16 protein-coding genes are annotated in these 13,783 nt (G+C 50.7%); 4 read left to right on the plus strand and 12 right to left on the minus strand.

Features of this window, described 5'->3' with window-relative positions:
• Positions 1-12: 12 nt before the first annotated feature.
• The 4 genes from mliC to pdxY all read left to right on the plus strand — a co-directional run bounded on the left by mliC (position 13) and on the right by pdxY (position 3,382).
• A complete protein-coding gene (gene mliC, locus FQ015_RS04050) occupies positions 13-342 on the plus strand; it encodes a C-type lysozyme inhibitor (protein ID WP_000061974.1) in 330 nt (109 codons plus the stop codon).
• 58 nt (positions 343-400) lie between these two features.
• The gene (gene pdxH, locus FQ015_RS04055) at positions 401-1,057 is read left to right on the plus strand and encodes a pyridoxamine 5'-phosphate oxidase (RefSeq protein WP_001282302.1); all 657 of its coding nucleotides are present in this window, start codon (positions 401-403) and stop codon (positions 1,055-1,057) included.
• A 128-nt stretch (positions 1,058-1,185) separates the two neighbouring features.
• On the plus strand, positions 1,186-2,460 hold the full coding sequence (gene tyrS, locus FQ015_RS04060) for a tyrosine--tRNA ligase (RefSeq protein ID WP_039021265.1): 1,275 nt from the start codon (positions 1,186-1,188) through the stop codon (positions 2,458-2,460).
• A gap of 61 nt (positions 2,461-2,521) precedes the next feature.
• Complete coding sequence (gene pdxY, locus FQ015_RS04065) at positions 2,522-3,382, plus strand: pyridoxal kinase PdxY (protein ID WP_160523781.1); 861 nt, start codon at positions 2,522-2,524, stop codon at positions 3,380-3,382.
• Positions 3,383-3,425: 43 nt separating this feature from the next.
• Here the strand turns inward: pdxY and gstA are convergent, their stop codons facing one another.
• From gstA to blr, 12 genes are all read right to left on the minus strand, one after another.
• The gene (gstA, locus tag FQ015_RS04070; RefSeq protein WP_000765742.1) at positions 3,426-4,031 is read right to left on the minus strand and encodes a glutathione transferase GstA; all 606 of its coding nucleotides are present in this window, start codon (positions 4,029-4,031) and stop codon (positions 3,426-3,428) included.
• 105 nt (positions 4,032-4,136) lie between these two features.
• Positions 4,137-5,639, minus strand: a complete 1,503-nt coding sequence (gene dtpA / locus FQ015_RS04075; protein WP_000100942.1) for a dipeptide/tripeptide permease DtpA — start codon at positions 5,637-5,639, stop codon at positions 4,137-4,139.
• Between the two features lie 610 nt (positions 5,640-6,249).
• Complete coding sequence (nth, locus tag FQ015_RS04080; protein WP_001030334.1) at positions 6,250-6,885, minus strand: endonuclease III; 636 nt, start codon at positions 6,883-6,885, stop codon at positions 6,250-6,252.
• A complete protein-coding gene (rsxE, locus tag FQ015_RS04085) occupies positions 6,885-7,580 on the minus strand; it encodes an electron transport complex subunit RsxE (RefSeq protein WP_001289652.1) in 696 nt (231 codons plus the stop codon). The genes nth and rsxE overlap by 1 nt, the downstream gene beginning before the upstream one ends.
• 3 nt (positions 7,581-7,583) lie before the next feature.
• Positions 7,584-8,204: an electron transport complex subunit RsxG gene (gene rsxG / locus FQ015_RS04090; RefSeq protein WP_115738550.1), complete on the minus strand. Its 621-nt coding sequence runs from the start codon at positions 8,202-8,204 to the stop codon at positions 7,584-7,586.
• 3 nt (positions 8,205-8,207) lie between these two features.
• Complete coding sequence (rsxD, locus tag FQ015_RS04095; protein WP_000231942.1) at positions 8,208-9,266, minus strand: electron transport complex subunit RsxD; 1,059 nt, start codon at positions 9,264-9,266, stop codon at positions 8,208-8,210.
• Positions 9,267-11,393: an electron transport complex subunit RsxC gene (gene rsxC / locus FQ015_RS04100; protein WP_160523735.1), complete on the minus strand. Its 2,127-nt coding sequence runs from the start codon at positions 11,391-11,393 to the stop codon at positions 9,267-9,269.
• A complete protein-coding gene (gene rsxB / locus FQ015_RS04105) occupies positions 11,386-11,964 on the minus strand; it encodes an electron transport complex subunit RsxB (RefSeq protein WP_000991806.1) in 579 nt (192 codons plus the stop codon). The genes rsxC and rsxB overlap by 8 nt, the downstream gene beginning before the upstream one ends.
• Positions 11,964-12,545 (minus strand): electron transport complex subunit RsxA, encoded by a 582-nt coding sequence (gene rsxA, locus FQ015_RS04110; protein WP_000133193.1) that lies wholly within the window; start codon positions 12,543-12,545, stop codon positions 11,964-11,966. The genes rsxB and rsxA overlap by 1 nt, the downstream gene beginning before the upstream one ends.
• A 76-nt stretch (positions 12,546-12,621) precedes the next feature.
• The gene (locus FQ015_RS04115) at positions 12,622-13,062 is read right to left on the minus strand and encodes a DUF2569 domain-containing protein (protein ID WP_001306099.1); all 441 of its coding nucleotides are present in this window, start codon (positions 13,060-13,062) and stop codon (positions 12,622-12,624) included.
• 85 nt (positions 13,063-13,147) lie between these two features.
• Positions 13,148-13,363 (minus strand): transcription modulator YdgT, encoded by a 216-nt coding sequence (gene ydgT, locus FQ015_RS04120; protein WP_000217950.1) that lies wholly within the window; start codon positions 13,361-13,363, stop codon positions 13,148-13,150.
• Positions 13,364-13,635: 272 nt separating this feature from the next.
• The gene (gene blr, locus FQ015_RS04125) at positions 13,636-13,761 is read right to left on the minus strand and encodes a division septum protein Blr (protein ID WP_024166213.1); all 126 of its coding nucleotides are present in this window, start codon (positions 13,759-13,761) and stop codon (positions 13,636-13,638) included.
• Positions 13,762-13,783 lie beyond the last annotated feature (22 nt).

Below are 13,783 nucleotides of genomic sequence, written 5' to 3' on the forward strand. Positions count from 1 at the left end.
AGTCTTCGGGATATGTCTATGAAAAAACTGTTACTGATCTGTTTGCCGGTCCTTCTCACCGGCTGTAGCGCGTTCAATCAACTGGTTGAGCGCATGCAAACCGATACGCTGGAATACCAGTGTGATGAAAAACCGTTGACGGTCAAACTGAATAATCCGCGCCAGGAAGTCAGTTTTGTTTACGATAATCAACTACTGCATCTCAAACAGGGCATTTCTGCGTCTGGTGCACGTTACACCGACGGGATCTATGTTTTCTGGTCGAAAGGGGAGGAAGCGACTGTCTATAAACGCGACCGCATCGTCTTGAATAACTGTCAGTTACAAAATCCACAGCGTTGAGATTTTTCCAGGGGCGGCGCACAATAGCGTCACCCACTGACAATCCGTAAAGAAAACCATGTCTGATAACGACGAATTGCAGCAAATCGCGCATCTGCGCCGTGAATACACCAAAGGCGGATTACGCCGCCGCGATCTTCCCGCCGCTCCATTAACCCTTTTTGAACGCTGGCTCTCTCAGGCGTGTGAAGCCAAACTGGCGGACCCTACCGCGATGGTGGTCGCTACCGTGGATGAACATGGTCAGCCTTATCAGCGCATCGTTTTACTCAAACATTACGACGAAAAAGGCATGGTGTTTTACACCAATCTCGGCAGCCGTAAAGCACATCAAATCGAAAATAATCCGCGCGTTAGCCTGCTGTTCCCGTGGCATACCCTTGAGCGCCAGGTGATGGTGATCGGTAAAGCGGAACGACTTTCGACTCTCGAAGTGATGAAATATTTTCATAGTCGCCCCCGTGATAGCCAGATTGGTGCATGGGTTTCGAAGCAGTCCAGTCGCATTTCTGCCCGTGGTATCCTTGAAAGTAAATTCCTGGAGCTGAAGCAGAAGTTTCAACAGGGCGAAGTGCCATTGCCGAGTTTTTGGGGCGGTTTTCGCGTCAGCCTTGAACAGATTGAGTTCTGGCAGGGCGGTGAGCATCGCCTGCATGACCGCTTTTTGTACCAGCGTGAAAATGATGCGTGGAAAATTGATCGTCTTGCCCCCTGAAAAGATGCAAAAATCTTGCTTTAATCGCTGGTACTCCTGATTCTGGCACTTTATTCTATGTCTCTTTCGCATCTGGCGAAAAGTCGTGTACCGGCAAAGGTGCAGTCGTTATATACATGGAGATTTTGATGGCAAGCAGTAACTTGATTAAACAATTGCAAGAGCGGGGGCTGGTAGCCCAGGTGACGGACGAGGAAGCGTTAGCAGAGCGACTGGCGCAAGGCCCGATCGCGCTCTATTGCGGCTTCGATCCTACCGCTGACAGCTTGCATTTGGGGCATCTTGTTCCATTGTTATGCCTGAAACGCTTCCAGCAGGCGGGCCACAAGCCGGTTGCGCTGGTAGGCGGCGCGACGGGTCTGATTGGCGACCCGAGCTTCAAAGCTGCCGAGCGTAAGCTGAACACTGAAGAAACTGTTCAGGAGTGGGTGGACAAAATCCGCAAGCAGGTTGCCCCGTTCCTCGATTTCGACTGTGGAGAAAACTCTGCTATCGCGGCGAACAACTATGACTGGTTCGGCAATATGAATGTGTTGACCTTCCTGCGCGATATTGGCAAACACTTCTCCGTCAACCAGATGATCAACAAAGAAGCGGTTAAGCAGCGTCTCAACCGTGAAGATCAGGGGATTTCGTTCACTGAGTTTTCCTACAACCTGTTGCAGGGTTATGACTTCGCCTGTCTGAACAAACAGTTCGGTGTGGTGCTGCAAATTGGTGGTTCTGACCAGTGGGGTAACATCACTTCTGGTATCGACCTGACCCGTCGTCTGCATCAGAATCAGGTGTTTGGCCTGACCGTTCCGCTGATCACCAAAGCAGACGGCACCAAATTTGGTAAAACTGAAGGCGGCGCAGTCTGGTTAGATCCGAAGAAAACCAGCCCGTACAAATTCTACCAGTTCTGGATCAACACTGCGGATGCCGACGTTTACCGCTTCCTGAAGTTCTTCACCTTTATGAGCATTGAAGAGATCAACGCGCTGGAAGAAGAAGATAAAAACAGTGGTAAAGCACCGCGCGCCCAGTATGTACTGGCGGAACAGGTGACACGTCTGGTTCACGGTGAAGAAGGTTTGCAGGCGGCAAAACGTATTACCGAATGCCTGTTCAGCGGTTCCTTGAGTGCGCTGAGTGAAGCGGACTTCGAACAGCTGGCGCAGGACGGCGTACCGATGGTTGAGATGGAAAAAGGCGCAGACCTGATGCAGGCGCTGGTCGATTCTGAACTGCAACCTTCTCGTGGTCAGGCGCGTAAAACTATCGCCTCCAATGCCATCACCATTAACGGTGAAAAACAGTCCGATCCTGAATACTTCTTTAAAGAAGAAGATCGTCTGTTTGGTCGTTTTACCTTACTGCGTCGCGGCAAAAAGAATTACTGTCTGATTTGCTGGAAATAATGCATTAAGTGGAAAGGGGGAGTGAGAAATCACTCCCCCTGGTTTTTATACAGGGAACATGATGAAAAATATTCTCGCTATCCAGTCTCACGTTGTTTATGGTCATGCGGGTAACAGTGCGGCAGAGTTTCCGATGCGCCGCCTGGGCGCGAACGTCTGGCCGTTGAACACCGTTCAATTTTCTAATCACACCCAATACGGCAAATGGACTGGCTGCGTGATGCCGCCCAGCCATTTAACCGAAATTGTGCAAGGCATTGCCGCCATTGATAAATTACACACCTGTGATGCCGTATTAAGTGGCTATCTGGGTTCGGCGGAGCAGGGTGAACATATCCTCGGTATCGTTCGTCAGGTGAAATCAGCGAATCCGCAGGCGAAATATTTTTGCGATCCGGTAATGGGTCATCCGGAAAAAGGCTGTATCGTTGCACCGGGTGTCGCAGAGTTTCATGTGCGTCACGGTTTGCCTGCCAGCGATATCATTGCGCCGAATCTGGTTGAGCTGGAGATACTCTGTGAGCATCCGGTAAATAACGTCGAAGAAGCGGTTCTGGCAGCGCGTGAACTCATTGCGCAAGGGCCACAAATTGTGTTGGTTAAACACCTGGCGCGGGCTGGCTACAGCCGTGACCGTTTTGAAATGCTGCTGGTTACCGCCGATGAAGCCTGGCATATCAGCCGTCCGCTGGTGGATTTTGGTATGCGCCAACCGGTAGGTGTCGGTGATGTGACGAGCGGTTTACTGCTGGTGAAACTGCTTCAGGGGGCAGCGCTGCAGGAGGCCCTGGAACATGTGACCGCTGCAGTATACGAAATCATGGTGACCACCAAAGCAATGCAGGAATATGAGCTGCAAGTGGTGGCTGCTCAGGATCGTATTGCCAAACCAGAACATTATTTCAGCGCAACAAAGCTCTGAAATATCTCATTTCGGCCCACAACGACCTGTGGGCCGATGGCTATTACTTTAAGCCTTCCGCTGACAGCGCGTCTTGTACTTCCGGACGTTCAGCCATACGTTGCATAAATGCCGCAATGTGCTCTAACCCTTCCAGATTCAGTTTCACCGCGTATGCCCAGCGCAGAACCGTAAACAGATAGGCATCAGCAATTGTAAATCGTTGCCCGCAGATCCAGTGCTCATCCTTCAGAGCATCGTTCACATATTGCAGCTTCTTCTCCAGCTGCGCGCGAACTGTTGGTTTGTACTCTTCCGGTGTATCAGGGCGAAACAGAGGTGTGAAGCCTTTATGCAGCTCGGTGGCGATGTAATTCAGCCATTCGATGGTTTTATAGCGGGAAATACTGTTTACCGGTGCCAGCAACTGGCGGTCGGGGACGCTGTCGGCAAGATACTGCATAATTGCTACGCCTTCCGTCAGCAAAGTACCATCGTCCAGCAGCAATGCAGGCACCTGTCCCTTAGGGTTAACGGCAAAGTAATCGTCACCGTTTTCGAGACGTTTTTTCATTAAATCCACACTGACGAGCGTAAAATCCTTTCCGCTCTCACGCAGGGTGATATGGGAAGCGAGAGAGCAGGCGCCCGGTTTGTAGAACAATTTCATCGGTAACTCCTTTTGTCTGTGGTTTAAAGTATGGTAGTGCGTTGCTGAACAAAAAAAAAGCCGCTAACGAAAAGTTAGCGGCTTGTAAAAGAGTTTCCCTGAATTTTACGCTACAGCAGCTTTCGCCGCTTTGTCTGCAGCGTCATCCTGCGTCATGCGGTGCAGTTTCGGCGCGGTCAGCAGCATCAGTACTGCAATAACGGCAGTAGCGACACCAATCTGCAAGAATACGCGACCATAGACTTCCAGTGACATCAGTGGATCGGTAACGTTATCCGGCACAGCCATCATACCCGCAACATAACCACCAATCAGGTTTGCACCGGCAGTGGTCAGGAACCAGCTACCCATAATGAAGCCCATCAGACGCTGCGGAACGAGTTGTGCAACCATTGCCAGACCCAGACCAGAGATCATAAGTTCCCCGATACTCTGCAGGCCATAGCTTGCGACCAGCCAGCTTACAGACACGATACCTGCGTCAGACGCGAATTTTGCACCCAGCGGCAGAATCAGGAACGCACCAGAACACATCACCATACCGATTGCAAACTTAGTTGGCATCGGCAGGGTATCGCCCATCTTGTTATAGATAGCGGCCAGAATCGGGCTACCAATGATGATCCAGAACGGGTTCAGTGCCTGATACTGCTCAGGTTCTACGGCCAGGCCCAGAATGGTGTGTTCAACGTTACGAATCGCAAAGAAGTTCAGTGACGTTGGCATCTGGCTGTACAGCACGAAGAAGATAATGGCTTCGAGCATCAGGATGAAGGCAACGATCATTTTACGACGCGCAGCACCTTTCATCGCGAAGGCTTCTTTACCGAAGATAACCACGATACCAAAGGCAACAACGCCCAGCGCCATACGCGCAACTTCCTGATTGTGCAGCAGCCAGGTGGCGATAGCGATCAGTGCCACAACACCAATAATGGTCAGCAGCAGGTTACGGTAGTTGATAGGCTCGAAGTCTGGTTTTGAACCGTACTGTTTAACCCAGCGTTGGCAGAAGGCGAAGTTAACGATAGTGATCAGCAGGCCTACAACGCTCAACGCAAACGCAACACTCCAGCCGTATTTCGCGGCCAGCCACGGGGTGGCGATCATAGAGAAGAAAGAGCCGATGTTGACGGACATGTAGTACATGGTGAATGCACCGTCCAGACGCGGGTCGTTTTTCTCATAGCATGTAGAAAGCAGAGAAGACGGGTTAGCTTTAAACAGGCCGTTACCGACCGCAATAGCCGCCATACCCATATAAACGATACCGGCGTCGTGACCAGACCAGGCAACCAGAGCATAACCAATCGCCAGCACAATAGCGCCAAGCATAATTACGCGTTTAGTACCCAGTACCTTGTCACCTAACCAGCCGCCGATAGCGACCAGACCATAAACCAGGGCACTAAAGGAAGAGAAAAGGGTGATTGAATCCGCTTCAGACATACCCAGTTGTTTAACCAGGTAAACAGCCATAATTCCTTGTAGGCCGTAATAACCAAAACGTTCCCATAACTCAATCGAGAAGATGAGATAGAACGCCTTCGGTTGTTTGAAAGCGTTCAAACTGACGCTTTCAGTTGGTTTTTGGTTTGCAGTGGACACTTTTACCTCTTTTTTTACATCCCATATTAACGGGGGTGCTTTCTCGCGTTATGCCTAAAAAACATACGCGCAATTGTTATAGTGGGAGGGGAAACGGCAGGTAATGTTCACTATCTTGCACTTTCAGACAAGTCCTTTGTAATAATCTGTTACATATAACTGAGGCGGGGAATTCAACCATTCCGGGAAATGTTATCCAGCGTTAAATTTTTCAAAAAACGTAACGGCAGATTTTTTCACTACCATGAGAGGGGGATGATGGCTTAACGGCGATATGTTCTGCTATTTAGCGTTTTTCCTAGTGAGATAGTCCAGTTTATGAAAAATAGCCAGTGTAATGTTTTGTAGGTCAATATTTGTTGCGTGTGTAAATTTAAATGATTTTAACCTAGTTCTTGCAATGTTTTTACATTGCCACAGCATCGTGATCTTGATCACGAATGAATAGAAAATTTCGCTATTAAAAAAACAATTAACCTGCATTTTTGGTTATCCGCAAACGGATTACCTGATGATAACGCTAAGCAATGGCATCATTGACGTTAAAAAGATGTTTTAAAAGAGGATAAAGAAAGGTTATCAATGGGGTAATCGGTGTTACCCCTTTTCTTCAGATGTCAACTTTCTCTTTGTATTCACAAAGATCTTCAATAATACAAGAGCCACAGCGAGGCTTGCGGGCAATACAGGTATAACGCCCGTGCAGGATCAACCAATGGTGGCAGTCGACTTTAAACTCTGCCGGAACCACTTTCAGTAGCTTTTCTTCTACCTGTTCGACGTTTTTCCCCGGCGCAAATTGAGTACGATTACAAACGCGGAAAATGTGCGTGTCGACAGCAATAGTCGGCCAGCCGAATGCAGTGTTTAATACGACGTTGGCTGTTTTACGACCTACACCAGGCAGGGCTTCAAGCGCAGCTCGATCTTCAGGCACCTCGCCATTATGCTGTTCCAGTAAGATACGGCAGGTTTTGATGATATTTTCTGCTTTGCTGTTATAAAGCCCAATAGTTTTGATATAGCTTTTCACCCCTTCGACGCCCAGCTCAAGCATCGCTGCAGGCGTATTCGCTACCGGGTAGAGTTTTGCCGTCGCCTTATTAACGCTGACATCGGTGGCCTGAGCGGAAAGCAGCACGGCAATCAGCAATTCAAAAGGCGAACTGAAATTAAGCTCAGTAGTGGGATGAGGATTGTTCTCACGCAGGCGGGTGAGGATCTCCAGGCGTTTTGCTTTGTTCATCAGACATTCCCTGTTTCACCGTTTGGCAATGCACGTTCGGCAGCTGCTTCAGCACGGCGCTTTTTCATTCTTTCATCAATCAGGTATTTCCCTGCCAGCATCAGTCCCAGGCCAATAAATGCACCTGGTGGCAGCATCGCCAGCAGGAAAGGGGAGTCGGTGTGGAATATCTCCACGCGTAATACTTTTGCCCAGCTACCTAACAGCGCATCTGCACCGTCAAACAATGTGCCATTGCCGATAATTTCGCGTAGTGAACCCAGCACGAACATGGCGCAGGTTGCGCCCATACCAATTGAAAAGCCGTCCAGTGCCGAAAGTGCCGGACCTTTTTTAGCAGCGAAGGCTTCAGCGCGCCCCACAACAATACAGTTAGTGACAATCAGCGGAATAAAAATCCCTAACGATTGATACAGGCCAAAGGCGTAGGCGTTGATCAGCATCTGTACAGCGCTGACCACCGAGGCGATGATCATCACGTAAATGGGAATGCGGATCTCGGCTGGCGTCCAGTGACGCAGCGTCGAAATGGTCAGGTTGGTCAGCGTCAGTACCAGCGTAGTCGCAAGTCCTAAACCCAGGGCGTTGGTGGCAGTGGACGTGACCGCCAGCAGCGGACAAAGGCCGAGCAACTGGACCAGCGCAGAGTTGTTTTTCCACAACCCCTGAACAATAACGTCTTTAATTTCGCTCACGCTTTATTCTCCACAGGCAGGAAGTTGAGAAAGTTGTGCCGGTAACGTCTGAGCGTACAATCCGGCGCGTTTTACCGCATTTACCACCGCGCGCGGAGTAATCGTCGCGCCGGTGAACTGGTCGAAATCACCACCATCTTTCTTCACCGCCCAGTGCGCATCATCCGTACTACTGATTTTTTTACCCGTAAAATGGGTGATCCAGTCAGAAAGGCGCAGTTCGATTTTATCGCCAAGCCCTGGCGTTTCGTGGTGCTCTGTCACGCGCGTGCCTAGCACCGTGCCGTTAAAATCGGCTCCCACCAGCAGCTGAATCGCACCAGAATAGCCATCTGGCGCGGTTGCTTCCAGAACGGCGGCTACCGGTTTGTCATCCTGTTTGGCGATGTAAACCCGATGCTCACCTTTACCTAACTCTGGCGCAGTTACCAGATAGCAACTCTGTGCCAGCGCATTGTTATAGCGTTCGGCTGGCAGCACCTGATCAAATAACGCCTTTTGTTGCAGACTGGCCTGTTCAGCAATTGTCGTTTTGGTCATCTGATTGATGGCCGCAGTTAACCCTGTAGAACCCGCTGCAAATAGTGCCAGTGTAATGCCGTGTTTTCGGATAGTTTTCAGCATGGTTTACCCTTTGCGATGGCCGTAGACGCGCGGACGCGTGTAGTAATCGATCAGAGGAACCGTGATGTTCGCCAGCAGGACGGCAAAAGCCACGCCGTCAGGATAGCCGCCGAAACTGCGGATCAACCAGACTAATAAGCCCGCCAGCGCGCCGAAAATAAGACGACCACGATTGGTCGTAGAAGCGGTAACCGGGTCAGTCAAAATAAAGAATGCGCCGAGCATGGTCGCTCCAGACAGCAGATGAATTTGCGGTGCTGCCAGTGTTTCTGGTGAGAACAACCAGCCCAACGTTGCGCATAACGCCAGCGTTACTAAGAAGCTGAGGGGAATATGCCAGCGAATCGCTTTCTGCCATAGCAACCACACGCCGCCAGCCAGCCAGGCGAGATTCACCCATTGCCAGCCTGCACCCGCGAGAATACCGCTGTAGATAGGATATTGCATAATCTGTTCAACCGAATGACCGGCGCGGACAGAGGTTTTGAATGTATCCAGCGGTGTTGCCTGACTTATGCCATCAATACCTAAGCGTAGTGTGTTCATATCATTGCCACTGGTGGTATGACCGCTGAAAATAACCTGTACGGCGTCGATAAAACCAGGGATGTTGACCGCAATTTCATGCGGCGGTAACCAGCTGGTCATCTGCACCGGGAAGGAGATCAGTAAGACCACATAACCAATCATTGCCGGATTAAACGGGTTTTGCCCCAGACCGCCATACAACTGTTTAGCGATGATCACCGCAAACACCGTACCCAGTACGACCATCCACCATGGCGCGAGGGGGGGAATACTTACCGCCAGCAATAAGCCTGTCAGCAATGCTGAGTTATCTTTCAACGTTGCGGCTACCGACTGCTTGCGTAGTTTGAGTACGAGAGCTTCGGCTAACAGAGCACTGACCGACGCCAACAGGATCTGAACGAGAGTACCCCAACCAAAAAACCACAGTTGCGCTGCGATTCCTGGCACGGCTGCGAGCAACACCAACAGCATAATGCGCGATGTTTGGCGCTGGTTATGGGTATAAGGGGAGCTAGCTATTCTGAATACCATTTAGTCCTCGTTTACAACCTTTTGCTGGGCGGCTTTTTTGGCCTGAACGCGGGCAATAGCCGCGGCAACTGCCGCTTTGCGCGGATCAACCTGTTCTTCTGGCTCCGCATTAGCCTGTTGCTGTTCCAGTTTGCGCGCTTTGGCACGGGCAATAGCGGCTTCGACGGCAGCTTTGCGCGGATCGACCTGTTGTTCTGGTTCCGCATTAGCCTGTTGCTGTTCCAGCTTGCGTGCTTTGGCACGGGCAATAGCGGCTTCGACGGCGGCTTTGCGCGGATCGACCTGTTGTTCTGGCTCTGCGTTAGCCTGTTGCTGTTCCAGCTTGCGTGCTTTGGCACGGGCAATAGCGGCTTCGACGGCGTCTTTGCGCGGATCGACCTGTTCTTCTGGTTCCGCATTAGCTTGTTGCTGTTCCAGCTTGCGCGCTTTGGCGCGGGCGATAGCGGCTTCAACTGCGGTTTTACGTGGATCAGCAACGGTTGCTGCGTCGTTAGTTTGCTGCAGTTCTGCCTGTTTCGCTCTGGCTTGCGCTTTACGGGCTTCCCGTGCTGCAATAATTGCGCTGTTATCCGGGCGTTCGCCCGCTTTAATCACAATAGGCTGTGTAGCCTGGGCCTGTTTCTCTTTCACCCGCGCCAGAGCGGCAGCAATCGCATCTTTATCTTTGGCTGCAGGTTGAACGGCTGCGCTCTTATGTCGTTCAAGGCGAGCCGCTTTTTCGCGCTCCAGACGAGCCTGGCGCGCTTCGAAACGCGCTTTGGCTTCTGCGGCGCGCTTTTCTTCCTGACGAATAGCCGCAATTTCAGCTTTTTCCTGACGGAAATATTGCACCAGGGGGATATTGCTCGGGCAAACCCACGCGCAAGCCCCACATTCAATGCAGTCGGCAATGTTATGCGTGGTGGCTTTATCGTGTTGCTGACCTTTGCTGAACCAGTACAGCTGTTGCGGCAAAAGATCCGCAGGGCAGGCGTCAGCACAGGCGCTACAACGGATGCAATTTTGTTCTTCCTGTGGTTCGCCAAGCTCATTGGCAGAGGGAGCCAACAGACAGTTGGTAATCTTTACGACCGGGACATCCAGCCATGGCAAGGTAAAGCCCATTAGCGGGCCGCCCATAATCACCATTTGATCGGCAGAGGGGCAGAATCCGGCATCATTCAATAAATGACGCACTGGCGTACCCAGCCGTGCCCAGACGTTGCCCGGGCGTGCGATTGCTTCGCCAGTCAGGGTCACGACACGCTCGGTAATCGGTTCGCCATCAATAACGGCACGTTTCACTGCATAAGCAGTGCCGACGTTTTGCATTAATACGCCGATATCGGATGAACGCCCGCCATGTGGAACCTGCTTCCCGGTCAGAATGTAGGTTAATTGTTTAGCACCGCCAGAAGGATATTTGGTTGGAATCACCCGCAGAGAAATATCGTGAGAGTCCGCCAGCACCGCGCGCAGCATGGAAATCGCCTGCGGTTTGTTATCTTCAATGCCGATAAGAATTTCGCGTGGCTGCAGAATATGCGCAAGAATGCGAATACCCTCTACGACCTGAGCCGCGCAATCCTGCATCAAACGGTCATCGGCGGTAATGTACGGCTCGCACTCAGCAGCGTTGATAATCAACGTTTCAATCTTATCTCCGCCGCCCTGCAATTTAACGCCTGTCGGGAATCCCGCACCACCCAGCCCGGCAACACCAAACTGATGAATGCGCTCGATTAACTCTTCGCGACTGCGAGAGCGATAATCGTCCCAGCCGTCGCGCGGGATCCAGCAGTCTTCGCCATCGGCATCAATAATCACGCTTAATTCAGCTAAAGCTGAAGGATGAGCCGTAGAGTGGGGCGCAATAGCCGTAACGGTACCCGAGGTGGGCGCGTGAACTGGCAGCATTTTGCCGCGTCCACGGGTAAGCGGCTGGCCGCGCAGTACTTTATCGCCGACACTAACGCACAACTCACCTTCAGCGCCAATATGCTGTTTCAGTGGAATAACAAAACGCTGCGCCAGTGGTACCTGGCGCAGGGGCGTACCGTTGGACTGGGTTTTCATCTCCGGTGGATGGATGCCGCCGTTGAAATCCCAGATTTTATTTTGTCTGAATGCAGAGAATAACTTAAGCATGGTGTTCCACGGGAATGATACGCACGGGAATGGTGTTCAGATCCCATTTCCAGGAGTCAGGTGTTTCTGCAACCGGTTGCAACGAGATGCAGTGCGTCGGGCACGGATCAACACATAAATTGCAGCCCGTACAGAGATCACTCATTACCGTATGCATGGCGCGGGTAGCACCAACGATGGCGTCTACCGGACACGCCTGAATACATTTAGTGCAGCCAATACAGTTATTTTCATCAATAAACGCCACCATCCGCGCAGGCGTTAGCTCTTGCGCTTCGCCATCCAGCGGCTGTGGCTCGACATTAAGCAACTCAGCAATTTTTAGCATCACAGCTTCGCCACCTGGGGCGCAGCGGTTAATTTTTTCACCGTTACAGCTGATGGCTTCCGCGTAGGGGCGACAGCCGGGATAACCGCATTGACCACACTGGCTCTGCGGTAAGATTTCGTCAATTTTCTCAACGACCGGATCGTCTTCCACCGCAAAACGGCGGGAGGCATAACCCAGAATGGCGCCAAACGCCAGGCCCAGCAGGCTCACGGCGGCAACGGCAATCCAGATAGCATTCATTACAACTTCACCAAACCACTAAAGCCCATAAAGGCCAGAGACATAAGACCTGCGGTAATTAACGCAATGGCATTACCGCGAAAAGGTGCCGGGACATCAGCCACAGCAAGGCGTTCGCGGATGGCGGCGAAGAGCACCATCACCAGCGAGAAACCGACAGCGGCGGAAAAACCGTACAGCGCCGACTGCAAGAAATTGTGCCCGAGATTGATATTCAGCAACGCCACGCCGAGCACTGCACAGTTGGTGGTGATAAGCGGCAAAAAAATCCCCAGCAGACGGTAAAGCACCGGGCTGGTTTTACGCACCACCATCTCGGTGAACTGCACAACCACAGCAATCACCAGAATAAACGCCAGGGTGCGCAGGTAAATCAGATTAAGCGGGATCAAAATCCACGTATCGATAAGCCAGGCGCAAATAGACGCCAGCGTCATCACAAACGTTGTAGCCAGCCCCATGCCCATCGCGGTTTCCAGCTTTTTGGAAACCCCCATAAACGGACAGAGACCGAGAAACTTGACCAGTACAAAGTTATTGACCAGTACAGTTCCGACAAACAGTAACAGGTAGTCAGTCATTTTTCGGCCTGAAATAAAAAAGCCGCCTATTATCCGTTAATCCAGAGCAGGCGACAACAGGTTAACTGTAAGGTTATTACGGATTCACAAACGTCGCTTTCACCCGCGACGAGCGTTTAAAATAGGGGACGATCAATGCGGTTGCCAACAAAGTAAACAGTAACTGGCGAACGGCTATGCCATCTTCCACGGGTGAAAAAGCGAACGCTTTTACTGCCAGCAATACGGAAATAAGCAGCCAGATAATATAGTGTTTAGGAACACAACGCCGACGTTTAAAGAAAGCGATGGTCAACCACAGTGTGTAATACCACATGGCGATAGCGGTAATAAAAGAAACGCCCCATAAGATTTGTGTCGTCAGTGCTTGTTCGCCGAGCGTTTGAAATGTTTGCGGAGAAGATAACGCAGCGGTATACAGCAACAACGCCAGCGTCGTACTTAACAGAGCGACTAAAAGCCAGGCCAATGGGCCAAGCAACCAGCCTCCAATACGTTGTGGCGTTGTGGTGGTCATAGGTTCTCCATAATAGCGACGCAAACAGGCAAATCTAATTTTAGGGGCGTTATTATAAGGCTTTTATAACCGATCGCTACTTTCTTTATTGGACATAGTGCCAGACGGACTTCGGTACCTGGCCGAGGTCAAACAAACGCCCGCCAGAAACCAGCTCTGCGCGACGGTGATCGGCAGCACGATACATATTGATCAGTTCCTGATCGTCCGTCAGGGTGTAATTAAGATGGTCGTAGAGTTTTTCCAGACTTTCGAGTGAACTGATTTTGCGAAATTTTAATAAGTAGTCCTGAACAGTCATAAAAGGTCCATAAAATAATTAATACCAAAGGGGTAGGTATTATTAGTGATGATAAAATTTCACCAAAAGTGAACGTTTGTATTATTACAATAATAAGAATGCGCTGATGGCAAATATTCAGGGATGAAAAACTGCTCTGGAAAGAGTAACGCGCTTTACTATCCCTGACAATCATCAACAACATCGAACAAGATAATAAATTCCTGGTTTAATATCCGACAAGTTAAAACATGCACCCGGTCGGGCAGCATGTCGCTCTACAAGAGTAGAGCTTACTTGTGTTGTACCGTAGCACTCTGTTCAGGTGGCTGATAGTTGTCAATGTGACTCGCCACGCCAAGAAGAATGACTGAAACGACAAGAACGATCCAACCTGTTAATTCAATAAGACGATTCATTACAGCCCACATCTCTGTTGAT

This window comes from Escherichia sp. HH26CH (assembly GCF_009820205.1).
Taxonomy (GTDB): Bacteria; Pseudomonadota; Gammaproteobacteria; order Enterobacterales; family Enterobacteriaceae; genus Escherichia; species Escherichia coli_F.

What these genes read in the sequence shown, in the direction of transcription:
- mliC (WP_000061974.1), top strand. Translation starts at nt 13, where the DNA reads ATGTCTATGAAAAAACTGTTACTGATCTGTTTGCCGGTCCTTCTCACC.
- pdxH (WP_001282302.1), top strand. Translation starts at nt 401, where the DNA reads ATGTCTGATAACGACGAATTGCAGCAAATCGCGCATCTGCGCCGTGAA.
- tyrS (WP_039021265.1), top strand. Translation starts at nt 1,186, where the DNA reads ATGGCAAGCAGTAACTTGATTAAACAATTGCAAGAGCGGGGGCTGGTA.
- pdxY (WP_160523781.1), top strand. Translation starts at nt 2,522, where the DNA reads ATGAAAAATATTCTCGCTATCCAGTCTCACGTTGTTTATGGTCATGCG.
- gstA (WP_000765742.1), bottom strand. Translation starts at nt 4,031, where the DNA reads ATGAAATTGTTCTACAAACCGGGCGCCTGCTCTCTCGCTTCCCATATC.
- nth (WP_001030334.1), bottom strand. Translation starts at nt 6,885, where the DNA reads ATGAACAAAGCAAAACGCCTGGAGATCCTCACCCGCCTGCGTGAGAAC.
- rsxG (WP_115738550.1), bottom strand. Translation starts at nt 8,204, where the DNA reads ATGCTGAAAACTATCCGAAAACACGGCATTACACTGGCACTATTTGCA.
- rsxD (WP_000231942.1), bottom strand. Translation starts at nt 9,266, where the DNA reads ATGGTATTCAGAATAGCTAGCTCCCCTTATACCCATAACCAGCGCCAA.
- rsxC (WP_160523735.1), bottom strand. Translation starts at nt 11,393, where the DNA reads ATGCTTAAGTTATTCTCTGCATTCAGACAAAATAAAATCTGGGATTTC.
- rsxB (WP_000991806.1), bottom strand. Translation starts at nt 11,964, where the DNA reads ATGAATGCTATCTGGATTGCCGTTGCCGCCGTGAGCCTGCTGGGCCTG.
- rsxA (WP_000133193.1), bottom strand. Translation starts at nt 12,545, where the DNA reads ATGACTGACTACCTGTTACTGTTTGTCGGAACTGTACTGGTCAATAAC.
- FQ015_RS04115 (WP_001306099.1), bottom strand. Translation starts at nt 13,062, where the DNA reads ATGACCACCACAACGCCACAACGTATTGGAGGCTGGTTGCTTGGCCCA.
- ydgT (WP_000217950.1), bottom strand. Translation starts at nt 13,363, where the DNA reads ATGACTGTTCAGGACTACTTATTAAAATTTCGCAAAATCAGTTCACTC.
- blr (WP_024166213.1), bottom strand. Translation starts at nt 13,761, where the DNA reads ATGAATCGTCTTATTGAATTAACAGGTTGGATCGTTCTTGTCGTTTCA.